The 23,568-nt window shown below is 60.9% G+C and carries 20 protein-coding genes; 6 read left to right on the forward strand and 14 right to left on the reverse strand.

Annotated features, from left to right (window positions below; all coding sequences use genetic code 11):
• Nucleotides 1-10: 10 nt before the first annotated feature.
• The 3 genes from ubiB to ubiE are packed head-to-tail and all read right to left on the reverse strand — an operon-like array spanning nt 11 to nt 3,005.
• On the reverse strand, nt 11-1,615 hold the full coding sequence (gene ubiB / locus AC1DU9_RS01045) for a ubiquinone biosynthesis regulatory protein kinase UbiB (protein WP_477809643.1): 1,605 nt from the start codon (nt 1,613-1,615) through the stop codon (nt 11-13).
• Complete coding sequence (locus AC1DU9_RS01050) at nt 1,612-2,235, reverse strand: ubiquinone biosynthesis accessory factor UbiJ (RefSeq protein WP_223457786.1); 624 nt, start codon at nt 2,233-2,235, stop codon at nt 1,612-1,614. Before AC1DU9_RS01050 ends, ubiB begins: the two co-directional genes overlap by 4 nt.
• Nucleotides 2,235-3,005: a bifunctional demethylmenaquinone methyltransferase/2-methoxy-6-polyprenyl-1,4-benzoquinol methylase UbiE gene (ubiE, locus tag AC1DU9_RS01055; RefSeq protein ID WP_007989286.1), complete on the reverse strand. Its 771-nt coding sequence runs from the start codon at nt 3,003-3,005 to the stop codon at nt 2,235-2,237. Before ubiE ends, AC1DU9_RS01050 begins: the two co-directional genes overlap by 1 nt.
• A gap of 155 nt (nt 3,006-3,160) precedes the next feature.
• On the opposite strand from ubiE, the gene AC1DU9_RS01060 reads away from it, so the two are divergent.
• The 3 genes from AC1DU9_RS01060 (at nt 3,161) to AC1DU9_RS01070 (ending at nt 4,950) form a co-directional block, all read left to right on the forward strand.
• A complete protein-coding gene (locus AC1DU9_RS01060; protein WP_108216228.1) occupies nt 3,161-3,436 on the forward strand; it encodes a polyhydroxyalkanoic acid system family protein in 276 nt (91 codons plus the stop codon).
• A 244-nt stretch (nt 3,437-3,680) separates the two neighbouring features.
• Nucleotides 3,681-4,103 (forward strand): phasin family protein, encoded by a 423-nt coding sequence (locus AC1DU9_RS01065; RefSeq protein WP_223457784.1) that lies wholly within the window; start codon nt 3,681-3,683, stop codon nt 4,101-4,103.
• Between the two features lie 10 nt (nt 4,104-4,113).
• Complete coding sequence (locus AC1DU9_RS01070) at nt 4,114-4,950, forward strand: phasin family protein (protein ID WP_477809644.1); 837 nt, start codon at nt 4,114-4,116, stop codon at nt 4,948-4,950.
• 192 nt (nt 4,951-5,142) lie between these two features.
• Here AC1DU9_RS01070 and AC1DU9_RS01075 read toward each other — a convergent pair whose 3' ends face one another.
• The 10 genes from AC1DU9_RS01075 to AC1DU9_RS01120 all read right to left on the reverse strand — a co-directional run bounded on the left by AC1DU9_RS01075 (nt 5,143) and on the right by AC1DU9_RS01120 (nt 18,042).
• Nucleotides 5,143-5,763 carry a TetR/AcrR family transcriptional regulator gene (locus AC1DU9_RS01075; RefSeq protein ID WP_223457781.1) on the reverse strand — a complete coding sequence of 207 codons (621 nt, stop codon included), beginning with the start codon at nt 5,761-5,763 and terminating at the stop codon, nt 5,143-5,145.
• A 59-nt stretch (nt 5,764-5,822) separates the two neighbouring features.
• Complete coding sequence (gene phaC / locus AC1DU9_RS01080; RefSeq protein WP_223457779.1) at nt 5,823-7,505, reverse strand: class II poly(R)-hydroxyalkanoic acid synthase; 1,683 nt, start codon at nt 7,503-7,505, stop codon at nt 5,823-5,825.
• Nucleotides 7,506-7,620: 115 nt separating this feature from the next.
• The gene (gene phaZ, locus AC1DU9_RS01085) at nt 7,621-8,475 is read right to left on the reverse strand and encodes a poly(3-hydroxyalkanoate) depolymerase (RefSeq protein ID WP_008047834.1); all 855 of its coding nucleotides are present in this window, start codon (nt 8,473-8,475) and stop codon (nt 7,621-7,623) included.
• A 156-nt stretch (nt 8,476-8,631) separates the two neighbouring features.
• Nucleotides 8,632-10,311 (reverse strand): class II poly(R)-hydroxyalkanoic acid synthase, encoded by a 1,680-nt coding sequence (phaC, locus tag AC1DU9_RS01090; protein WP_223457778.1) that lies wholly within the window; start codon nt 10,309-10,311, stop codon nt 8,632-8,634.
• A gap of 259 nt (nt 10,312-10,570) precedes the next feature.
• Complete coding sequence (locus AC1DU9_RS01095; protein WP_096513806.1) at nt 10,571-10,948, reverse strand: gamma-butyrobetaine hydroxylase family protein; 378 nt, start codon at nt 10,946-10,948, stop codon at nt 10,571-10,573.
• Between the two features lie 119 nt (nt 10,949-11,067).
• Entirely contained in the window at nt 11,068-12,405 is a 1,338-nt protein-coding gene (gene hslU, locus AC1DU9_RS01100; protein WP_477809645.1) for an HslU--HslV peptidase ATPase subunit, read from the reverse strand.
• 55 nt (nt 12,406-12,460) lie between these two features.
• Nucleotides 12,461-12,991: an ATP-dependent protease subunit HslV gene (gene hslV / locus AC1DU9_RS01105; protein ID WP_046031180.1), complete on the reverse strand. Its 531-nt coding sequence runs from the start codon at nt 12,989-12,991 to the stop codon at nt 12,461-12,463.
• 232 nt (nt 12,992-13,223) lie between these two features.
• Complete coding sequence (locus tag AC1DU9_RS01110; protein WP_007975583.1) at nt 13,224-13,937, reverse strand: SPOR domain-containing protein; 714 nt, start codon at nt 13,935-13,937, stop codon at nt 13,224-13,226.
• 1 nt (nt 13,938) lies between these two features.
• Entirely contained in the window at nt 13,939-15,675 is a 1,737-nt protein-coding gene (argS, locus tag AC1DU9_RS01115) for an arginine--tRNA ligase (protein ID WP_223457776.1), read from the reverse strand.
• 147 nt (nt 15,676-15,822) lie between these two features.
• The gene (locus tag AC1DU9_RS01120; protein WP_223457775.1) at nt 15,823-18,042 is read right to left on the reverse strand and encodes a primosomal protein N'; all 2,220 of its coding nucleotides are present in this window, start codon (nt 18,040-18,042) and stop codon (nt 15,823-15,825) included.
• 286 nt (nt 18,043-18,328) lie between these two features.
• Here AC1DU9_RS01120 and rpmE point away from each other — a divergent pair, with 286 nt between their 5' ends.
• From rpmE to AC1DU9_RS01135, 3 genes are all read left to right on the forward strand, one after another.
• Entirely contained in the window at nt 18,329-18,547 is a 219-nt protein-coding gene (rpmE, locus tag AC1DU9_RS01125) for a 50S ribosomal protein L31 (RefSeq protein ID WP_007975586.1), read from the forward strand.
• A 35-nt stretch (nt 18,548-18,582) separates the two neighbouring features.
• Nucleotides 18,583-19,371 (forward strand): thermonuclease family protein, encoded by a 789-nt coding sequence (locus AC1DU9_RS01130; protein ID WP_223457774.1) that lies wholly within the window; start codon nt 18,583-18,585, stop codon nt 19,369-19,371.
• Between the two features lie 182 nt (nt 19,372-19,553).
• On the forward strand, nt 19,554-20,822 hold the full coding sequence (locus AC1DU9_RS01135; RefSeq protein ID WP_056725708.1) for a malic enzyme-like NAD(P)-binding protein: 1,269 nt from the start codon (nt 19,554-19,556) through the stop codon (nt 20,820-20,822).
• Nucleotides 20,823-21,055: 233 nt separating this feature from the next.
• Here the strand turns inward: AC1DU9_RS01135 and AC1DU9_RS01140 are convergent, their stop codons facing one another.
• Complete coding sequence (locus tag AC1DU9_RS01140; RefSeq protein WP_411740691.1) at nt 21,056-23,497, reverse strand: penicillin-binding protein 1A; 2,442 nt, start codon at nt 23,495-23,497, stop codon at nt 21,056-21,058.
• Nucleotides 23,498-23,568 lie beyond the last annotated feature (71 nt).

Consider the following 23,568-nt stretch of genomic DNA (forward strand, 5'->3'; position numbering starts at 1 on the left):
GCGCGACTGGCTATCGGCGAACGACCAGATACAAACCGACGGCCATCATGATGCCAGCTGGCCAATAGTCCAACTGATTCAGCGGTCCGCCAGCGGCAAGGATGGCGCCACCAGCCAGGTGCGCCGTACCGAGCAGGCGCAGGAACCAGTCGTCACGGCGTCGATGCCACGGTGGAGGCGGGTCGTAGGCGTGGGGTTGGGACATGCGTTCGAGCAGGTCGCGGGCCATGTTGGCCAGGTGCGGGATCTGTTCGACCTGGCTGTGCACGTTGCCGAGCAGGGCTTTGGGGCTGACCCGCTCGCGCATCCAGCGTTCGAGGAACGGCTGCGCGGTGTTCCACAGGTCGAGCTCCGGGTACAGCTGGCGGCCCAGGCCTTCGATGTTCAGCAGGGTCTTCTGCAGCAGCACGAGCTGTGGCTGCACTTCCATGTTGAAGCGTCGCGCGGTCTGGAACAGGCGCATCAGCACCTGGCCGAAGGAAATATCCTTCAGTGGTTTTTCGAAGATCGGCTCGCACACCGTGCGGATCGCTGCTTCGAATTCGTTGAGTTTGGTTTCTGCCGGCACCCAGCCCGAATCGATGTGCAACTGCGCCACGCGACGGTAATCGCGCTTGAAGAAGGCGAACAGGTTGCGCGCCAGGTAATCCTGGTCTTCCGGGGTCAGGCTGCCGACGATGCCGCAGTCGATGGCGATGTACTGCGGGCTCCACGGATTCACGGTGCTGACGAAAATATTGCCCGGGTGCATGTCGGCGTGGAAAAAGCTGTCGCGGAACACCTGGGTGAAGAAAATCTCCACGCCACGCTCGGCGAGCATTTTCATGTCGGTACGCTGGTCGGCCAGGGTCGCCAGATCGGTAACCTGAATGCCGTAGATGCGTTCCATTACCAGCACTTTCGGCCGACACCAGTCCCAATGGACTTGCGGCACGTACAGCAGCGGCGAGCCGTCGAAATTGCGCTTCAACTGGCTGGCGTTGGCCGCTTCGCGCAGCAGGTCGAGTTCGTCGTAGATGGTTTTTTCGTAATCGCTGACCACGTCCACCGGGTGTAGCAGGCGCGCATCGGCCGAGAGTTTTTCGGCGGCGCGAGCGAGGATGAACAGCCACGCCAGGTCCTGGGCGATCACCGGTTTGAGGCCGGGGCGGATCACCTTGACCACCACTTCTTCACCGGTTTTCAGTTGCGCGGCATGCACCTGCGCCACTGAGGCCGAGGCCAGCGGCTCGACGTCGAAACGGCTGAAGACTTCGCTGATTTTCTTGCCGAGTTGTTCTTCGATCAGCTTGACCGACACTTGCGAGTCGAACGGCGGAACGCGGTCCTGCAGCTTCATCAGTTCGTCGGCGATATCTTCGGGCAACAGGTCGCGGCGGGTGGACAGGATCTGCCCGAACTTGATGAAAATCGGCCCCAGGTCCTGCAATGCCAGGCGCAAGCGCGCGCCACGGCTCAGGTCCAGGGTCTTGCGCGGGAACCAGCGCCACGGCAGGGCATAACGCAGCGCCCGCAGGAACCAGGGCAGTGGCAGGGCGAACAGCAGGTCATCGAGGCGGTAGCGGATCACGACGCGCTGGATGCGCAACAAACGGCGGACGGCAAGCAGCTTCATGCGTTATCGCTTGGGTCGAGGGATCGGGAAAGGCGCTCGAAACGCGCCTCGAGACGTTCCAGATCGAGCTTGATCTGGTCCAGTTCACTGAATCGGGCTTCGGCTTCGCGCTGACCGACCAGGGTGCGCGACTCTTCGGCCAGGTATTCGCCCAGGTTCTGGCCCAGGCTGGCAAAGCCTTGCTGATACCAGCGGGCGCGGCTGCGCAGGTGACCGCCGACCAGTTGCGTGGCCACAGGGCCCAGCACGCGTGCGAGTTCGTACTCCCAGTCCAGCTCCAGGTCCTGGAGGATCGCCGCCAGTTCCAGCAGCACGCCGCTGTCCCCGTCGAGTTCGACTTCAGGGCTGTGCAGGGTCGAGGTCTTGTCCTTGCTCGTGGCCAGTTTCAGCAGGCTCGAAGCCGGTGCACGCAGGGTACAGTCGGCGCCGGTTTCCCACTGGGAGGCGAGCATCAGGCCTTCGTCGCTGGGCAGGATGAACAGTTGCAGCGCCGGGCTGCGGCAATCGACGGCAATCACTTTGCCGGTCAAATGCGCCAGCCGCGGCAGCGCCGTGCTGTCGAGACGCAGCACCCGGTTCAGGCCGAGTTCAACGCTGGCGAGCAGGCCGGCGAGCAGCATCAGGGCTTGATGCCGCGGTGCAGGGCGACGATGCCTGCGGTCATGTTGTGATAGGTCACGCGGTCGAAACCGGCCTCGACCATCATCGACTTCAGGGTTTCCTGATTCGGGTGCATGCGGATCGATTCGGCCAGGTAGCGATAGCTTTCCGAGTCGTTGGTGATCAGCTTGCCCATCAGCGGCATGAAGGCGAACGAGTAGGCGTCGTAGGCCTTGGACATCAACGCGTTGGTCGGCTTGGAGAACTCCAGAACCAACAAACGGCCGCCAGGCTTGAGCACGCGCAGCATCGAGCGCAGGGCATCTTCCTTGTGGGTCACGTTGCGCAGGCCGAAGGCGATGGTCACGCAGTCGAAATGGTTGTCCGGGAACGGCAGTTTTTCCGCATCGGCCTGGACGAATTCAACGTTGCCGGCCACGCCGAGGTCCAGCAGGCGGTCACGACCGACCTTGAGCATGGACTCGTTGATGTCGGCCAACACGACCTGGCCGGTCGGGCCTACCAGATGCGAGAACTTGCGGGTCAGGTCGCCGGTACCGCCGGCGATATCCAGCACGCGGTTGCCGGTGCGCACGCCCGACAGTTCGATCGCGAAACGCTTCCACAAACGGTGCATGCCGCCCGACAGAAGGTCGTTCATCAGGTCGTACTTGGCGGCTACCGAATGGAAAACCTCAGCGACTTTTTCCGCTTTCTGGCTTTCCGGAACGTTTTTGAAGCCGAAGTGAGTGGTGGGTTCGGCATCGCTGCCTTTGCGCTGATCAGTCATATCGCTGTCACCAAAAGAGAATGCGCGACATTCTAATCCCCAAGCCATGCTTTGTCTTGGCAAGGCTGAAGGTAAGATGGGCAACCATCGGGACGTTTTGACGCAGCAGAGGTCAAGATGCCTCGGGAAAGCATCCATAAAGCAGGAGTCATTTGATGGCCCGTATTAGTGTTGAACGTGCCCATGGCCTGGGTAAGGAAGCGGCTCGCGAGAAGGCCGACAAGCTGGCGCAGAAACTTTCCGATCAGTATGGCCTGGAGCCGCAGTGGTCCGGCGACACCCTGAACCTCAAGCGCTCGGGTGTGAAGGGCGCGGTGCATGTCGCCGAGGATTCGATTCGCGTCGAAGTGGAACTGGGCCTGATGATGTCGGCCATGAGCGGCATGATCAAAGCGGAAATCGAAAAGGCGCTGGATAAGGTCCTGGTCTGATTCCCGATTGAAATCGCATCCCTTGTAGGAGTGAGCCTGCTCGCGATGACGGAATGTCAGCCAACATCAATGTTGACTGGTTAACCGCTATCGCGAGCAGGCTCACTCCTACATTTTTTATGTGGCGTGCCCGACGGTTTATGTCAGTTGTTAGGGTGCCGTTTCTAATTTTTCTCCCTACTTTGTGCCAGTGCCCGACACTTATCCGGGCGGTTCCTCAAACCTTCTGCGCGTGAGGTGCACCATGGCCAAAGCCATTTTGAAGAAAAAAACCGACGCATCGACCGGCACGCTGAGCGACGTCAAATCCTATGCCCGCAAGATCTGGCTGGCAGGCCTGGGTGCCTACGCCAAGGTCGGTCAAGAGGGTAGCGAATACTTTCAAGAGCTGATCAAGGCTGGTCAGGTTGTTGAAAAGAAAGGCAAAAAGGTAGTCGCCGAGAAACTGGAAGCGGCCAATGCCGAAATCGATGAAGCCAAGAGTGAAGTCAGCACTTTCAAAGGCCGCGTCGAAGTTCAACTCGACAAGGTCGAGAAGGCGTTCGATACGCGTGTCGCAAGTGCCTTGAATCGTATCGGCATTCCGTCTAAACATGACGTTGAGACACTCTCTGCTAAGCTCGATGAGCTGACGGCATTGCTCGAACGTGTCGCGCGTAAATCTTAAGGAGAACGGGATGGCTGTTAAAAAGAAAACCGAAAAAGAAGGCAGCTCGTGGATCGGGAAGGTTGAGGAATATTCCCGAAAAATCTGGCTGGCTGGTTTAGGCGTGTACTCGAAGATCGACACTGACGGCAGCAAGCTCTTCGATACATTGGTTAAGGACGGCGAGAAAGCCGAGAAGCTCACCAAGAGCGCTGTTGGCAAGACAGTCGACGCCGCCAAGGACTCCGCTTCTTCGGCCAAGTCGCGCATCAGCGGCGTGAAAGATCGCGCACTGGGCAAGTGGGATGAGCTGGAAGGCGCCTTTGACAAGCGTCTGAACAGCGCCATTTCGCGTCTGGGCGTGCCGAGCCGCAACGAAGTCAAGGCACTGCACAGCAAGGTCGAAACACTGACCAAGCAAATCGAAAAACTGACCGGTGCCAAGGTTGCGCCTGTTGCGGCGAAAACCGCGGCGGCCAAGCCTGCTGCCAAGCCGGCCGCCAAAACCGCAGCCAAGCCACTGGCAAAAGCAGCGGCTAAACCTGCTGCTAAAACCGCTGCTGCAAAACCTGCAGCGGCGAAGCCAGCAGCCAAGCCAGCCGCTAAACCGGCTGCCAAGCCTGCGGCTAAAACGGCTGCAGCAAAACCTGCTGCTGCCAAGCCAGCGGCCAAACCCGCTGCGGCGAAAAAACCTGCAGTGAAAAAGCCGGCCGCTCCAAAAGCCGCCGCGCCGAAACCAGCAGTGGCAGCTGCCAAACCGGCAACGCCGGCAGCTCCGGTCAGCGCATCGAACTCCGCTACCGCGCCGACCCCTGCTGTCACCCCGACTGTCGCGCCAACTCCATCGACGCCGACCAGTCAGTCCTGATTCTCAGGGCTCAAGAAAACGCCCGGCCTGTAAAGGTCGGGCGTTTTTGTTTGTGCGCGAATCTCTGAGCGACACAAGCCCACTGTGGGAGCGAGCTTGCTCGCGATGGCGGTGGATCAACCAACATCAATGTTGGATGTGATGGCCTCATCGCGAGCAAGCTCGCTCCCACAGGGTTCGTTGTGGCCAGAGTTATTCGTGGTCTTTCAGATACTCCAGCGCCATCTGTTCGGTCGCAGCCTTCATCGACGGCAGCAAGTGTGGCGCCACCAGCATCATGATCTGGTAAACCACCAGCCGCACCTCGCCTTCGCGATCGAGAATCCGCTGGTAATCCAGTGAGAACAGCAGGGTCAGGGTGATCTGCTCCACCAGTTGCCCCAATGCCTGGGTATCGCTGACCAGCAGCCCTTGCGCCTGTAATCGTGCCAGCAGCGACGCTAGTGTGCGCTTGAGTGCATTGAGCAGATTGCGAATGCCCTTGGCCAGTTTCGGCAGGCGTCCGGCGAGGTTCGACAGATCCTGGAACAGGAACCGGTAGTGGGACAGGCGCTCGACGATCAGGTGCAGGAACAGCCAGTAATCTTCGGGTGCCAGTTCGACATCGGCCGGTGGATCGAGCAAGGGCGCCAGTTCGCCCTGAAAGCGCTCGAACAGCCCGAGAATCAGCGGTTCTTTGCCGTGGAAGTGGTAGTAGAGGTTGCCCGGGCTGATGCCCATTTCATTGGCAACTTCCATGGTGGAGACATTCGGTTCGCCCTTTTGATTGAACAATTGCAGGGCACATTCGAGGATCCGGTCGCGGGTTTTCATCCAGTCTTCTTAATGATCGGGTCTTGCCACGGCCGGCGGAGGCCGCGGCGCGTTGAACGTCAGCGCACGCGCACGTAAGTACCGGGTGCTGCCTCCATCGGTGGGTAGTTCTGGTTGCCGAGCGCCATGTGGGTTTCCTTCTGCGCGCCGGAGCGTTCCTGAATCCAGCCCAGCCATTGGGTCCACCAACTGCCGTCGACACGCTTGGCGTCGTAGTACCAGGCCCGTGGGTCGCTGCTCAGTTTGCCGTTCTCGACGAAGTTGGCTTTCGGATTGCTCGGCGGGTTGAGGATGCTCTGCACATGACCGCTGTTGGACAGCACGAAGCGCCGCTCGCCACCGAGCAACAGCGTCGAGCGATACACCGCATCCCACGGCGTGATGTGATCGTTGATGCCGGCGACGCTGAAGCTGTCGATGGTGACCTTCTGTAAATCGATCGGCGTGCCACACACTTCCAGCCCGCCCGGGTGAGTCAGCGGGTTGTGCTTGAAGAAGTCCAGCAGGTCGCCATGCAGGGCCGCAGGCAGACGTGTGTTGTCGTTGTTCCAGTAGAGGATGTCGAACGCCGGTGGCTCCTTGCCCAACAGGTAGTTGTTGACGAAGTAGCCCCAGATCAAGTCATTGGGGCGCATCCAGGCGAAGACCTTGGCCATGTCGCGGCCGTCCAGCACACCTTTTTGATAGGAGCGGCGCTTGGCTGCCTCCAGAGTCTGTTCGTCGACGAACAGCGAAACGGGGCTGTCCAGTTGGCTGTCGAGCAGGCTCACCAGATAAGTCGCGCTGGACACCCTGCGCAACTGCCGCTTGGCCTGCAAGTGACCCTGCAGCGCGGCAATGGTCAGCCCGCCGGCGCAGGCGCCCATCAGGTTGACCTCGCGTGCGCCGGTGATCGCCCGGCAGACATTCATGGCCTCTTCCACGGCTTCCACGTAAGTCGAGAGCCCCCATTCGCGGTGACGCACATCCGGGTTGCGCCAGCTGATCATGAAGGTTTGCAGGCCGTTTTTGAGGGCGTACTGGACGAAGCTGTTGTGGGGGCTGAGGTCGAAGATGTAGTACTTGTTGATTTGCGGCGGCACCACCAGCAGGGGCTTGGAATACTGCTTTTCGCTCATCGGCTTGTACTGGATCAACTCCAGCAGTTCGTTGCGAAACACCACGGCACCAGTGGTGGTGGCGACCGTCTTGCCGATCTCGAACGCTTGCTTGGTGACTTGTCGGGGCAGGCCATCGTTATGCAGCAGGTCGTCCACCAAATGGCTGATGCCACGCACCAGACTGTTACCGCCTGAATTGAAAAGTTCCTTGACCGCCAGTGGATTGAGCAGGGTGTTGGAGGGCGATACGGCGTCGTTGAGCAAGGCGAAAGCGAAGTGGGCGCGGGCGCGGTCGTCCGGGCTCATGTTGCTCTCGTCGATCCAGCTTTTGACCTGCTTCTGCCAACTCAAATAGGCCTGCAGGCTACGGCGATAAAATGGGTTGAGGCTCCACGCCGGGTCGGCGAAGCGAGCGTCTTGCGGGTTGGTCGGGTGCAGGGTTTCACCCAGCAGCACACGGCCAAGCTGACCGCCAAGTTTGAGGGCATGTCGGGCACTGTGTACCGGATTGCGCAAGCCATGGGCGGCCACGCTGCGCAGGGTCGACAACAGATCCCGGCCGCGCAGGCCGGTAATCGCACTCTGTGCATTGATGAACGCGGCGGGATTCGGTAAGGAATCCCTCGCTGGTTTCTCGCGCATGAGTCAACACTCCTTCGTCTTCAGGCTAAAAACAAATACATCGAACCAGAACACCATAGACGCTGTAACGGGTTGTTGCGCGGCGCGGCGTCCTGCCGACCGTTGATGCAGCGGTTTAGCCGCCCAATGGCGCCGGACGCGGATGCATCACCGCGCGCTGGCGCTCCTCTTCCAGGAATTTCATGATGATCGGGGCCACCGCTTCGGCCCGGGTAATCAGGAACAAATGCCCGTCATCGATGATGTGCAACTGGGCGTTGGGAATCCGCCAGGCCAGCAAGCGCATGTTGACTAGCGGGATCAGTGGGTCATCGTCGCCGGCCAGTACCAGGGTCGGCTGGCGGATCTTGTGCAGCCAGTGAATGCTGGTCCAGCCGAGGCCGGCGAACAGCTGCCAGTAGTAACCGAGCTTGCCCGCTGAACGAACCTTGGCTGCATGGCTGGCGGCCAGCGTCGGGTCGCGACGGAACGCACCACCGTAGATCATCGGTGCAATGCGGATCACGTGGGATGGCTGGATGTAACGTCGCGGGCTGGCCATCATCCACAGCACTTTCGGTTTGCCCGGCACCATCACCGCACCCGCCGCCGTTGCGGCCAGCACGAGTTTCTTGCAGCGCTCCGGATAGTCGTAGGCGAACTGTTGGGCCAGGGCGCCACCCCAGGACACGCCGATGACGTTGACCTGCCCGTAGTCGAGATAGTCGAGCATCCGCGCCGTGAGTTTCGCCAGGCTCGGAAAACGGTACGGCCGGTTCGGTGTCGACGAACCACCGACACCGGGTACGTCGAAGGCGATGACTTCCAGGTCCGGATCCAGAGCCGCGATGAACGGGAACACCAGCTCCAGGTTGGCGCCAATGCCGTTGAAAATCAGCAGGGGCGTCAAGTGAGGCTTGCCGGGGCGTACCGCCGTGCGGAGCGTCTGGCCATCCAGATCGACGGTACGGAATATGAAGGGTTGCGGCATGCTTCAGGCCCTGTGGGTCGCTTTCTCAAATTCATCCCCGCCCCCTGTGGGAGCGAGCTTGCTCGCGATAGCGGAGTGTCAGTCAGCGCAAATGCCAAACCTGCCACCGTCATCGCGAGCAAGCTCGCTCCCACAGGGGTGGGGCGGGTGTGTCAGTTACCGCTCATGCACATAGGTGCCTGGCGCCGCTTCACCCGCTGGATAGGCCTTGTTGCCCAATTTCAGCGGAGCTTTTTTCAGGTTGCCCGAACGCTGTGCCTGCCATGCCTGCCAGTGCAGCCACCAGGAGTCGGCATGTTTGGTCGACTCTTCCTGCCAGTCATCGGCATTGGCGGGCATTTCGGTGCTGGTCATGTAACGCGATTTCGGATTGCCCGGCGGGTTCAGAATGCTCTGGATGTGCCCGCTGCTGGACAGCACGAATTCAACGTTGCCGCCGAACAGTTGCGCCGATTTGTAGCAGGAACGCCACGGGGTGATGTGGTCGTTCGTGCCAGCCAGCGAGAAGATGTCGGCGGTGACTTTTTTCAGGTCGATCGGCGTGCCGCACACTTCCAGTGCATCGGCACGGGTCAACGGATTACTTTTGAACATCTCGATCAGGTCGCCGTGGAACGCGGCGGGCAATCGGGTGGTGTCGTTGTTCCAGAACAGAATGTCGAACACCGGCGGTTCATTGCCCAACAGGTAGTTGTTGACCCAGTAGTTCCAGATCAGGTCGTTGGGGCGCATCCAGGCGAAGACTTTCGCCATGTCGCGGCCTTCGAGGACGCCGGCCTGGTAGGAGTGACGCTTGGCGGCTTCGAGGGTTTGCTCGTCGACGAACAGGGCCACGTCGCTGTCCAGAGTGGTGTCGAGCACACTGACCAGCAGGGTGAGGGCGTTGACCTTGTTCTCGCCGATTGCCGCGTAGTGGCCCAGCAGCGCGGTGCAGGTGATGCCACCGGAGCAGGCACCGAGCATGTTCACGTCTTTGCTGCCGGTGATCGAGGTGACCACATCAACCGCTTCCTTGAGCGCTTCGATGTAGGTCGACAGGCCCCACTCGCGCTGCTCCTTGGTCGGGTTGCGCCAGCTGACGATGAAGGTCTGCACGTTGTTGCGCAGGCAGAACCGCGCCAGGCTTTTTTCCGGACTCAGGTCGAAAACGTAGAACTTGTTGATTTGCGGCGGCACCACCAGCAGTGGGCGCTCATGCACCTGCTCTGTGATCGGCTTGTACTGGATCAGCTCCAGCACGTCGTTGCGAAAGACCACCGCGCCCTCGGTCACGCCAAGGGTCTTGCCGACCTCGAAGGCGCCCATGTTGACCTGGCTCGGCATGCCGCCGTTGTGCACCAGGTCCTTGGCCAGGTGTGAGAGACCATCGAGGAGGCTCTTACCGCCGGTTTCGAAGAAGCGCTTGACCGCCGCGGGGTTGGCCGCCGTGTTGGTCGGCGCGAAAGCTTCGGTCATGAGGTTGATCACGAAGTGCCCGCGACTGACATCCTTGGCTGGCAGGTTACTGTCGTCGATCCAGGCGTGGAGTTCCTTGCGCCACGCCAGGTAGGTTTGCAGATAACGTTTGTAGAGCGGGTTCTGGCTCCAGGCCGGATCCGCGAAGCGACGGTCATCGCTGGTCGGTTGCAGCTCGGATTTGCCGAACAGTACGTTCTTGAGTTCGAGGCCGAAATGCGCAACATGCTTCGCGCTGTGCACGGGTTGCCTGATGGCCTGCCTGAGTACCATGCGAGCAGATGCCAGTAGATCCTTTCCACGCAGCCCAACGACAGGATTCAGACCCAGGGTGTTTTCCGAGGCCTGATACTTCAAGTCATCGTTATTCTGTTTACTCATCTACGACGCTCCATTGTCCTGAGACGAGTACCGGGTCCTGCTGTGTAGTCACACAGCCAATGCCAGGTACTACTGCTCGGGGTGACCGTTAATACTGCATCGCTGCTTTTTTAATGCAGAGAGCACTGCAGGGAACTTGCCAGTTCCATTGGTTACCCGAGTTTAATTTTTTTCGCAAGCAGGCCATTCCGCGGCCCTGAAGCGGAGCATTCAAACAGATGAAATTAGAAAATGCCCTCTAATGAGCGAGAGGCTCGGATTAGAGCATCAGCTTGACGATGGATTCGTTCGGGTCGCGGGTTTTTCCGGCGGCTTTGAGCTCGGCCAGATAATCTTCCCAGAGTGCGTCATAACGTCGCCCCAGCTCGTACAGATATTCCCAGGTGAACAGACCACTGTCGTGACCGTCATCGAAGGTCAGTTTCAGTGCGTACTGACCGGCCGGTTCTACCTTGGTCAGGCCGACGTTGATCTTGCCGAATTGCAGGATGGGTTTGCCGTGGCCCTGGACCTCGGCGGAAGGAGAGTGCACGCGCAGGAACTCCGCGGGCAGGGTGTATTCCTCGCCGGACGCGTATTTGAGCGTCAGGGTTTTCGAGGCTTTGTGCAGCTTGATGTCGGTGGGGAGTTGGGTCATGAGCGCCGTTCCGTTGTGGATGGAACCCTGTAGGAGCGAGCCTGCTCGCGATGGTGTGTCAGTCGACATCAATGCAACTGACCGACCATCGCGAGCAGGCTCGCTCCTACAAGTATGGCTTACAGGATATAACGGGACAGGTCTTCGTTCTGCGCCAATTCGCCCAGGTGGCTGTTGACGTAGTCGGCGTCGATCTGGATCACCTTGTCGTCATGGACGCTGGCCAGGTCGCCGGCGCTGAACGACACCTCTTCGAGCAGGCGCTCGAGCAGGGTGTGCAGGCGACGGGCACCGATGTTTTCGGTTTTCTCGTTGACCTGCCAGGCGATCTCCGCGATGCGCTTGATGCCGCTCGGCAGGAACTCGATGCCCAGGCCTTCGGTTTTCAGCAGCGCGCAGTATTGCTCGGTGAGCGAGGCGTGCGGTTCGCTGAGGATGCGTTCGAAGTCTTCCGGGGTCAGGGCCTTGAGTTCGACACGAATCGGCAGGCGGCCTTGCAGCTCGGGCACCAGGTCGCTTGGCTTGCTCAGGTGGAACGCACCGGAAGCAATGAACAGGATGTGGTCGGTCTTGACCATGCCCAGCTTGGTGTTGACGGTGCAGCCTTCGATCAGTGGCAGCAGGTCACGCTGCACGCCTTCGCGGGACACATCGACGCCACCGGAATTGCCACGCTTGGCGACCTTGTCGATTTCGTCGATGAACACGATGCCGTGCTGCTCGACCGCTTCCAGGGCCTTGGCCTTCAACTCTTCATCGTTGACCAGGCGGCTGGCTTCTTCGTCGCGCACCAGCTTGAGCGCTTCTTTGACCTTGAGCTTGCGGGCTTTCTTCTTGGCCTTGCCCATGTTGGCAAACAGGCTCTGCAACTGGTTGGTCATTTCTTCCATGCCCGGTGGCGCGGAGATGTCGACGCCGGCCATTTCGGCGACTTCGATTTCGATCTCCTTGTCGTCCAGCTGACCTTCGCGCAGGCGCTTGCGGAACAACTGACGGGTGTTGGAGTCGGCAGTCGAGGCGTCGTCACTACTGAAGCCCATGCGTGCTGGTGGCAGCAGTGCGTCGAGGATACGCTCTTCTGCGGCGTCTTCGGCGCGGTGGCGAACCTTGACGATTTCCTGCTCGCGCAGCAGCTTGATCGCGGCATCGGCCAGGTCACGAATGATCGATTCGACGTCGCGGCCGACATAGCCGACTTCGGTGAATTTTGTCGCTTCGACCTTGATGAACGGCGCATTGGCCAGTTTTGCCAGGCGACGGGCGATCTCGGTTTTGCCGACACCGGTCGGGCCGATCATCAGGATGTTCTTTGGCGTTACTTCAACACGCAGCTCTTCAGGCAGCTGCATGCGGCGCCAGCGGTTGCGCAGGGCAATGGCGACGGCGCGCTTGGCATCGTCCTGGCCGATGATGTGGCGGTTGAGTTCGTGGACGATTTCACGGGGAGTCATGGACATAGTATTTAGCGGACCTCAAGCAAGAATGAGCCGTGGCGCGATGGCCAACACGGGCTTACTCGGCGCAGTCCTGCTCCTCAATGGTCTGAGTGTGATTGGTGAATACGCAGATGTCGGCGGCGATGCCGAGAGCGGTTTCGACGATTTCCCGGGCTGACAGATCGGTTTTCTTCAGCAGCGCGCTGGCAGCAGCCTGGGCGTAACCACCGCCGGAACCCATGGCAATCAGGCCTTCCTCAGGTTCGACCACGTCGCCGTTGCCGGTGATGATCAGGGAGGCGTCTTTGTTGGCGACGGCGAGCATGGCTTCGAGGCGGCTCAGGGAGCGGTCGGTGCGCCATTCTTTGGCGAGTTCGACGGCGGCGCGCACCAGGTGGCCCTGATGTTTCTCAAGCTGGCCTTCGAAGCGTTCGAAGAGGGTAAAGGCGTCAGCGGTGGCACCGGCAAAACCGGCGATGACCTGGCCGTGGTACAGGCGGCGAACTTTTTTCGCGTTGCCTTTCATCACGGTATTACCAAGGGAAACCTGGCCGTCGCCGCCCATGACGACTTTGCCGTGGCGGCGAACTGAAACGATGGTGGTCAAGGGAAGAGTCTCCACGCAGCGGGGCGAAAATGCCTTATGCCCATTCATATGGGGGTGCTGGAGAGGATTTCAACTGCGGGGCGAGGCGAGGGACGAATGGTGTGAATCGAGTTCTGGATATAGTGCCCTTTCAGGCGCATTCGCTGGCAAGCCAGCTCCTACAGGGTTTGTCGAATATTCTGTAGGAGCTGGCTTTCCAGCGAAGAACGATGACGCGGTGGTCCTGACGGGATCAGCGGCTCTGGCGTTGTTGTAACAGCAAGTTGCTAAAGCCTGCGCCGGCCAGTTGTTTCTGCGCCGTGGTCAGTTGTTCGCGGTTACTGAACGGACCGACCAGCACCCGATACCAGGTTTCATCCTTCACCGTGCCCGATTCAACCGCCACGGCCTGACCCAGCAGGATGATCTGCGCCCGAACCTTGTCCGCATCAGTCTCTTTGCGGAACGAGCCGGCCTGCAGGAAAAACTTCGTCACAGGCGCAGCCTTGACCGGAGGCGCTGGTGGCGGCGTGATTCCGGCCAGGGCTGCCTGGGCGCGAGCCGTGTCGATCTTCGCCGCTTCGGCCGGGGTGACCGGCGTGGTCGGGATGGCTGGCACTTGCGGCGTCGGCAGGGTTTTTTCCGGCACGGCATCCGGCGGCACGATGACTTCCGATTCCGGCAGCAAGGTGTAGAAGTCGTACTTTGGCTTCACCGGTTGCGTCGGGCTCGGCGGGGTCTTGTTGGCCTCGGCGATCTTGCTGGCTTTCTGCTGTTGCTGTTGTTCGACCTTTTCACGCTTGACCGTGTCGCTGCCCTTGCCCGGCTCCAGCTTCATCAGAAATACGATGAAGGCGCCGACCGTCAGGCCGATGGCCATCCACAACCAACCCGGGATCGGTTGCTTTGCAGGAGCTTGGTAACGGCTGGCGCCACGTTTGGGTGCAGGTTTTTTCTTGGCAGCCAACTTACATACGCTCCAGAGTTTCCAGGCCCAAGAGTTCCAGGCCTTGCTTGAGAGTGCGTCCGGTCAGCGCGGCGAGGCGCAGGCGGCTCTGCATTTGTGCCGGGGTATCGGCGGCGAGGATCGGGCAGTTCTCGTAGAAGCTGGAGAACAGGCCGGCGACGTCGTACAGGTAAGTGCAAAGGATGTGCGGGGTGCCTTTTTCGGACACGTTGTTCAGGATTTCACCGAACTGCGCAAGTTTCGCCGCCAGTTCGTGTTCGTGCGCCGCTTCCAGAACGATCTGGCCGTCGACTTCGCTGAAGTCCTTGCCGAGCTTGCGGAACACGCCGGCCACGCGGGTGTAGGCGTACAGCAGGTACGGCGCGGTGTTGCCTTCGAAATTGAGCATCAGGTCGAAGTTGAAGCTGTAGTCACTGGTGCGGTGCTTGGACAGGTCGGCGTATTTCACTGCGCCGATGCCCACCACTTTGGCGATGTTGCGCAGCTCGGCTTCGGCAAGTGTAGGGTTCTTGTCCTTGACCAGGGTGTAGGCGCGTTCCTGGGCTTCGGTCAGCAGGTCGATCAGCTTCACGGTGCCGCCATCACGGGTCTTGAACGGACGGCCGTCAGCGCCGTTCATGGTGCCGAAGCCCATGTGCTCCATTTCCATCGGATGGGTCACGAAACCGGCCTTGCGTGCCACGGCGAACACTTGCTGGAAGTGCAGGGCCTGGCGCTGGTCGACGAAGTACAGTGCGCGATCGGCCTTGAGCTTGCCGCTGCGGTAGCGCACGGCCGCCAGGTCGGTGGTGGCGTAGAGGTAACCGCCGTCGGCCTTGACGATGATCACCGGCAGCGGGTCGCCGTCGGCGTTCTTGAACTCGTCGAGGAACACGCACTGGGCGCCGTTGCTCTCGACCAGCATGCCTGCGGCCTTCAAGTCGTTGACCACGTTGATCAGGTCGTCGTTGTAGGCACTTTCGCCCATCACGTCGGCCATGGTCAGTTTGACGTTGAGCAGTTCGTAGATCTTCTGGCAGTGGGACAGCGAGATGTCCTTGAACCTGGTCCACAGTGCCAGGCAATCGGCGTCGCCAGCCTGCAACTTGACCACCAGGCCACGGGCGCGGTCGGCGAACTCTGCGGATTCGTCGAAGCGTTGCTTGGCGGCGCGGTAGAAGTTCTCCAGGTCCGACAGCTCGTCGCTGGTGATCGGGTTTTCCTGCAGGTAAGCCATCAGCATGCCGAACTGGGTGCCCCAGTCGCCGACGTGGTTCTGACGGATCACGGTGTCGCCGAGGAATTCCAGCACGCGGGCCACACCGTCGCCGATGATGGTCGAGCGCAGGTGGCCGACGTGCATCTCTTTGGCCAGGTTCGGTGCCGACAGGTCAACCACGGTGCGCTGCACCGGGCCGGCCTTGCGCACGCCGATGTGGGCGTCGGCCAGGGCGGCGTCCAGGCGGGTCGCCAGGGCGTCGGTGTTCTGGAAGAAGTTCAGGAAGCCCGGGCCGGCGATTTCGGTCTTGGCGACGTTTTCGTCAGCCGGCAGCGCAGCGATGATTTTTTCCGCCAGATCGCGGGGCTTCATGCCGGCCGGCTTGGCCAGCATCATGGCGATGTTGCTGGCGAAGTCGCCGTTCTTCTTGTCGCGGGAGTTTTCCACCTGGATCGCCGGCGACAGGCCTTCAGGCAACACACCTTCGTTGACGAGTTGGGTGATGGCTTGTTGGATCAGCTGGCGAATGGTGTCTTTCATGGTCTTCTCTTTCGACCGCAGGCGCGGCGGCGCATCATGCGCTGGTGGAAAAACTGGGCATTATCCGTTGCGAAGACGGGCTTGCCAACCTTAGCAGGCAGGATGTGGATGTGTGGTGACAATTCGTCCGCCATCGCGATTTATCAATCAATACAAATCGACGGGATCAACATCAAGCGACCAACGCACCGCTCGCCCGCTCGGCATCTGCTCCAGCACCAACAACCAACTGGCCAGCAACCGATGCAGCGGTGCCCGCGCCGTCGCCTGCAACAACAACTGCGCGCGATAACGCCCGGCCCGTCGCTCCATTGGCGCCGGCACCGGTCCCAGCAATTCAATGCCGGTCAGATTCTGTTCGGCCAGCAAACGTTCGGCCTCGCTGCACGCCTCATCCAGGAAACCTTCGGCCTGACCCGGTTTGTGCGCCTCGGCCCGCAGTAGCGCCAGGTGCGCAAACGGCGGCAGTCCGGCCGCACGACGTTCGCTCAAGGCCTGTTCGGCAAAGGCGAAATAGCCTTGCTCGGTCAATTGCACCAACAGCGGATGGTCAGCCAGGTGCGTCTGGATAATCACCTTGCCCGGCTCTTCGGCGCGGCCTGCGCGGCCGGCGACCTGGACGATCAGTTGAGCCATGCGCTCGCTGGCGCGGAAGTCGCCGGAGAACAGGCCACCGTCGGCGTCGAGGATCGACACCAGCGTCACCCGTGGAAAGTGGTGGCCTTTGGCAAGCATTTGCGTGCCGATCAGGATGCACGGCTGGCCTTTTTGAATGGTCGCGAACAACTGGTTCATCGCGTCCTTGCGCGACGTGCTGTCGCGGTCGACTCGCAGCACCGGATAGTCCGGGAACAGAATCGCCAGGCGCTCCTCGGCCCGTTCGGTGCCGGCGCCGACGGGGCGCAGATCGACCTTGTTGCACTTCGGGCACTGGCGCGGCGCGCGTTCGACGTAGCCGCAATGGTGGCAGCGCAATTCACCGTGACGCTGGTGCACGGTCATTCGCGCATCGCAACGCTGGCACTCGGACATCCAGCCACAGTCATGGCACAGCAGGGTCGGGGCGAAGCCGCGGCGGTTGAGGAACACCAGGACTTGTTGTCCGGCGGCCAGGGTCTGTCCAATGGCCTGTTGCATCGGTCCGGAAATGCCGCTGTCCAGCGGACGGCTTTTGACGTCCAGGCGCAGGAAACGCGGCTGTTTGGCGCCTCCGGCGCGCTCGTTCAAGCGCAGCAGCCCGTAGCGGCCGGTATAGGCGTTGTGCAGGCTTTCCAGCGAAGGGGTGGCGGAGCCGAGGACGATCGGGATGTTTTCCTGTCGCGCCCGCACCAGCGCCAGATCGCGGGCGTGATAGCGCAAACCTTCCTGCTGTTTATAGGAGCCGTCGTGTTCTTCGTCGATGATGATCAGGCCGGGGTTCTTCATCGGCGTGAACAGGGCCGAGCGGGTGCCGATGATGATGTCGGCCTCACCGTCCCGGGCGGCCAGCCAGGCCTCGAGGCGTTCGCGGTCATTGACCGCCGAATGGATCAGCGCGATACGGGCATTGAAACGCTGTTCGAAGCGCGCCAGGGTCTGCGGGCCCAGGTTGATTTCCGGGATCAGCACCAGTGCTTGCTTGCCGGCCTCGAGGGTTTCGCGGATCAACTGTAAATAGACTTCGGTCTTGCCGCTGCCGGTGACGCCAGCCAGCAGGAATGCGTGATAGCTGTCGAAGCCGGCGCGAATCGCCTCATAGGCGGCGCGTTGCTCCGGGTTCAGCGGCAGTTCCGGTTGCGCCAGCCAGTGTTCGTGGCGTACGCCCGGGGCGTGGCGGCGGATCTCGACCTGCACCAACTCTTTGGCCAGCAGCAAATCCAGGCTGTCCTTGCTCAGCATCAGTTTACTCAGCAGCTGATGGGCGACGCCGTGGGGATGCTGGGCCAGCGTGGCCAGGGCTTCGCGCTGGCGCGGGGCGCGGGCGATGCGCGGATCATCGAGGCTGGCCCCCGGCGCGGCGGACCAGAAGCGCTCCTGGCGCGCTTCGGCCAGCTCACCCTGGCGCAGCAGCACCGGCAGCGCCCAGCTCAAGGTGTCGCCAAGGCTGTGCTGGTAATACTGGGACGTCCACAGGCACAGCTTGAACAGCGCCGGCGGCAGGGGGGGCGTAGCGTCGAGCAGGGCCAGGGCCGGCTTGAGTTTCTCGGCCGGCACTTCGCTGGTATTGGTGACTTCCACCAGAATCCCGATCATCTCGCGCCGGCCGAACGGTACCCGCAGGCGCATGCCGGGGTGCAGTTGCGCGCGCAGGACGCCGGCCGGAGCGCGGTAGTCGAACAGGCGGCGCAGCGGCGAAGGCAGGGCGAGGCGCAGAATGGCGTTGGGCACGCGGGGGATCTCGATCGACAAACAATAGGGGGCGTGACAAATAACCTGTAGGAGTGAGCCCGCTCGCGATAGCGGTCTGGCAGTCAGCGCTGCGGCGACTGGCAGACCGCTATCGCGAGCGGGCTCACTCCTACAAGGGATCGCGTATTGGGCCGGGAGCCTAGCAGACGACTGGTTTCAGGGACAGCTTGCGTGATCAGGATTGTCTGGTAGAATCCGCGGCCTAATTACGTGCGGTATTCAACAATAGTGTTGGGTGGCGGCACGCTAGCCTGAGGAAGACACCATGAAAGCTGATATCCATCCAGAATACCCGGCAGTTGCTGTTACCTGCAGCTGCGGCAACAAGTTCGAAACCCGTTCGACCTTCGGCAAAGCCCTGGCGATCGACGTTTGCAACGAATGCCACCCGTTCTACACCGGTAAGCAGAAGACTCTGGACACCGGTGGTCGCGTACAGAAGTTCGCCGACCGTTTCGGTGCTTTCGGCGCGAAAAAGGCCTAAGGCCGATCAACTTGGGAAGCCGCTACGGTTTTTCCATGCTGATGAAGAAGGCGTCCCTGGCGGGCGCCTTTTTTATGTCCGCGATTTGGCTGTCTGGCGCCCAGGCCTTTTGCCCGACGCCAAGCGGCCTGACGCCCGTCGCGGTGCAGCGGGTAGTGGACGGCGACACTCTGCGCCTGAGCGATGGCCGCAGCGTGCGCATGATCGGCTTGAACACGCCGGAGCTGGGCAAGAAGGGCCGTTCCGATGAACCGTTCGCCGTGGCCGCGCGCAAACGCCTCGAAGCCCTGGTGGCGGCGAGTGACGCGCGGGTCGGGTTGGTGCCTGGCAAAGAAAGCAAGGACCATTACGGCCGCACCCTGGCCCATGTCTACGGTGCCAATGGAGCCAACCTCGAAGCGCAGATGCTCGCCGAAGGCCTGGGTTTTCTGGTGGCCGTGGCACCGAATGTCGATCTGGTCGCCTGTCAGCAGGCGGCCGAGCGCAGTGCGCGTCAGTCCGGGCTCGGGTTGTGGCGCCAGTCACCTATACTGAAAGCGGAGCAAATCAGCGCCTCCGGTTTTGCCGTGCTCAGCGGTCGTGTGAGCAAAGTGCAGCGCAATCGCGGCGGGGTTTGGATCGAGTTGCAGGATTCGGTTGTATTACGCGTTGCACCCAATCTGCTGACGCGTTTCGATGTGAACTCGCTGGAAAGCCTCAAGGGCAAGCAGGTCGAGGCGCGCGGCTGGGTGCTGGATCGCTCGCGCAAAGGCGATCTCAAGGTTGGCCAGGCGCGCTGGATGTTGCCCTTGACCGATCCGGCGATGCTGCAAGTGGCGCAGTGATAAAAAATTGTAGACATTTTTTCTTCTGATTGTGAACAGTATAGCCCTTGTGTGCCGTGGCTCTTGGCCCAAAGTCGTAGGGCCGGGCGCTTGACAGGGGTGACCAGTCAGTCTTGTGGGGACTTTGCGAGGCGCGTATCCTCGCTGACCAGTCTGTCCAACAGTAAAAGCGGAATGCCAAAATGTCTGATCTGAAAACTGCCGCTCTCGAATATCATGCCAATCCTCGTCCAGGGAAGCTGAGTGTCGAGCTCACCAAGGCCACTGCTACCGCTCGCGACCTGTCGCTGGCCTACAGCCCGGGCGTAGCCGAACCAGTACGCGAGATCGCCCGCGATCCTGAACTGGCCTACAAGTACACCGGCAAAGGCAACCTGGTTGCAGTCATTTCCGATGGCACCGCGATTCTCGGCCTGGGTAACCTCGGCCCATTGGCTTCCAAGCCAGTGATGGAAGGTAAAGGCGTACTGTTCAAGCGCTTCGCCGGCATTGACGTTTTCGACATCGAAGTCGACTCCGAAAGCCCGCAAGCCTTCATCGACACCGTCAAGCGTATCTCCATCACCTTCGGTGGCATCAACCTGGAAGACATCAAGGCACCAGAGTGCTTTGAAATCGAACGCGCTCTGATCGAGCAGTGCGATATTCCGGTATTCCACGATGACCAGCACGGCACCGCTATCGTGACCGCCGCCGGCATGATCAACGCCCTGGAAATCGCTGGCAAAACCCTGCCGGAAGCCAAGATCGTCTGCCTGGGTGCCGGCGCCGCGGCCATCTCCTGCATGAAGTTGCTGGTGAGCATGGGCGCCAACATCGAAAACATCTACATGGTCGACCGTACTGGCGTGATCCACTCCGGCCGTGACGACCTGAACCAGTACAAGGCGGTGTTCGCTCACGCGACCGACAAGCGCACCCTGGCTGACGCCCTGCAAGGCGCTGACGTGTTCGTTGGCCTGTCCGGCCCGAACCTGCTGAGCGCTGAAGGCCTGCTGTCGATGGCGCCGAACCCTATCGTGTTCGCGTGCTCCAACCCTGATCCGGAAATCTCTCCGGAACTGGCGCACGCCACCCGTAACGACGTGATCATGGCCACCGGTCGTTCCGACTACCCGAACCAGGTCAACAACGTACTGGGCTTCCCGTTCATCTTCCGTGGTGCCCTGGACGTTCGCGCCAAGCGCATCAACGAAGAAATGAAAGTGGCTGCAGCCAACGCCCTGCGCGAACTGGCCAAGCTGCCGGTGCCTCAGGAAGTGTGCGACGCCTACGGCGGCATCAAGCTGGAATTCGGTCGTGAGTACATCATTCCGAAGCCAATGGATGCCCGCCTGATCACTCTGATCTCCGATGCTGTGGCTAAAGCCGCCATCGAGACCGGTGTGGCGACCCTGCCGTATCCGAAGAACTACCCGCTCAAAAGCGTGGATGATGTGTTCAACGGCTAAGCCGTTGTAGCGCTTCAACGAAAAGCCCCGGCTTGTGAGAGTCGGGGCTTTTTTGTGCCTGACAGTTTTTGGCTGGCTTTCAGGTTGCTATCGCGAGCAGGCTCGCTCCTACCTTGGAATGCGTAGCCCCTGTAGGAGCGAGCCTGCTCGCGATGGCGGTATTACAAGAAACCCGGATATCAAAAAGCCCCGGCTTCCAAAGAAGAGCGGGGCTTTTGCCTTGCGTCATCCAATCAGAACAAATCGATCGGCGCCGCTTCATCCGCTGGCAGCGGGCTGCCTGGCACTGAGCCGTTGCCCAGTTCGTTGACCGACGGCGGCGTATCTTCGGCCTTGAACAGCTCGAAGTAGGCCCCTGGCGTGCCCGGAGTGGCTGCGCGGCCACTGATCGGATCGACTCGCAGGCTGAGGATGCCTTCCGGCTCCGGCTGCGTATGCGGCGGTTTGCCTTTGAGTGCGGGGCCCATGTAGTTCATCCAGATCGGCAGCGCGACGGTGCCGCCGAATTCCTTGCGGCCCAGGCTTTCCGGTTGATCGAAACCGGTCCACACGGTCGTCACGTAATCGGCGTTGTAACCGGAGAACCAGGCGTCCTTGGATTCGTTGGTCGTACCGGTCTTGCCGGCAATGTCGGGGCGGCCCAGGGCCAGTGCGCGGCGACCGGTGCCGAGCTTGATCACGTCCTCAAGCATGCTGTTGAGGATGTACGTGGTGCGTCCGTCAATGATGCGTTCAGCCACGGCGGGTACTTGTGGCGTCGACGTAGTGCCTGGGGCTTCGCCCACCGTTGCGTTGACTGTGAAGGCTTGAGGGGCGGTTGGCACGGCAATGCCATCGCTGGCCGCACCGCCCTGAGGCACGCTTGGCGGGTTGGCGACGAACAGCGTGTCGCCGTTGCGGCTTTCGATCTTGTCGATGATGTACGGGGTGATCTTGTAGCCGCCGTTGGCAAAGGTGCTCCAGCCTGTGGCGATCTCCATTGGCGTCAGGGTCGCGGTGCCCAGCGCCAGGGACAGGTTGGGTGGCAGGTCCTGTTTGTTGAAGCCGAAGCGAGTGATGTAATCGATGGTCTTGCCTACGCCCATCGCTTGCAGCAAGCGGATCGACACCAGGTTGCGCGACTTGTACAGCGCTTCACGCAGGCGAATCGGGCCGAGAAAGGTGTTGGTGTCGTTCTTCGGGCGCCAGACCTTGTCCAGATACTCGTCGACGAACACGATCGGTGCGTCGTTCACCAGGCTGGAGGCGGTGTAGCCGCTATCCAGTGCGGCGGCGTAGACGAACGGTTTGAAGCTCGAACCCGGCTGGCGCTTGGCTTGCAATGCGCGATTGTAGTTGCTCTGTTCGAAGGCGAAACCGCCGACCAGCGAACGAATGGCGCCGTTCTGCGGGTCCAGGGACACCAGCGCGCCCTGGGCCTGCGGGATCTGGCTGAATTTCAGCGAAGTGTCCGGCTGACGCTGCACGCGAATCAGATCGCCGACCTGGGCCACGTCCGATGGTTGTTTCGGGCTGGCGCCCATGCTGTTGGTGTTCAGGAACGGCCGGGCCCATTTCATGGTGTCCCAGCTCACGTGTTCCTGGCCGGTGCGGGTCAGCACTTGCAGGCCGTTCTTGTCGACCTGGGTCACGATGGCCGGTTCCAGGCCGCTGATGGTGCGTTGTTTGGTCAGCTCGGTGGCCCAGGCTTCGCGAGTCTTGCCTGGCAGCCGCGACTCGGGTCCGCGATAGCCGTGGCGCTGATCGTAAGTCATCAGGCCTTCGTGGACCGCGGTGTTGGCCAGTTCCTGGAGGTCGCTCGGCACCGTGGTGGTGACGCGAAAGCCCTCGGTATACGCATCGCTGCCATAACGTCCGACCATTTCGGCACGGGCCATTTCGGCGATGTACGGGGCATTCACTTCCGGAGTCGGCACGTGGTAGCTGGCGTTCAACGGCTCGTTGACCGCAGCGGTGTAGTCGGCCTCGCTGATTTTCCCGAGCTTGTACATGCGCCCCAGGATCCAGTCGCGACGCTCCTTGCTGCGCGCCGGGTTGGCCAGCGGGTTGAAGCGCGACGGTGCCTTGGGCAGGCCGGCAATCATCGCCATCTGCGCCAGGCTGACATCACGGATCGATTTGCCGTAATAAACCTGCGCCGCCGCCTCGATGCCGTACGCACGGTTACCCAGATAGATTTTGTTGACGTACAGCTCGAGGATCTCGTCCTTGGTCAGCTGCCGTTCGATCTGCAGGGCCAGCAGGATCTCGGTGGTCTTGCGCGAAAAGCTGCGTTCGCTGCTCAGGAAGAAGTTTTTCGCCACCTGCATGGTGATCGTGCTGCCGCCGGACTGGATGTGTCCGCTTTTGACCAACTGGGATGCCGCACGCATCAGGCTGCTCGGATCGACACCGTAGTGGTTGGCGAAATTGTCGTCTTCAGCACTTAGTAACGCATTGATGAAATTGGGCGGAATGTCGGCGAAACGGATCGGTGTACGGCGCATTTCGCCGAATTCTGCGATCAACTTGTTATCGCTGCTGTAGACCCGCAAAGGGATCTGCAACTGGATGCTTCTCAGTGCCTCCACGGACGGCAGCCCGGGACTAAGGTAGAGGTACGCCCCGCTCAGACCCAGAAGGAGTCCGCAGAAAACCGCGACGATGGACCAACCGAAAAACTTCAGCAGACGAATCAAGGCTTTTGGATATCCAGGGCAAAAAATGAATTGGGCAACAGGGTTCAGGCTAAATGAGAACGACCCGC

The organism is Pseudomonas sp. P4_C1 (genome assembly GCF_056402155.1).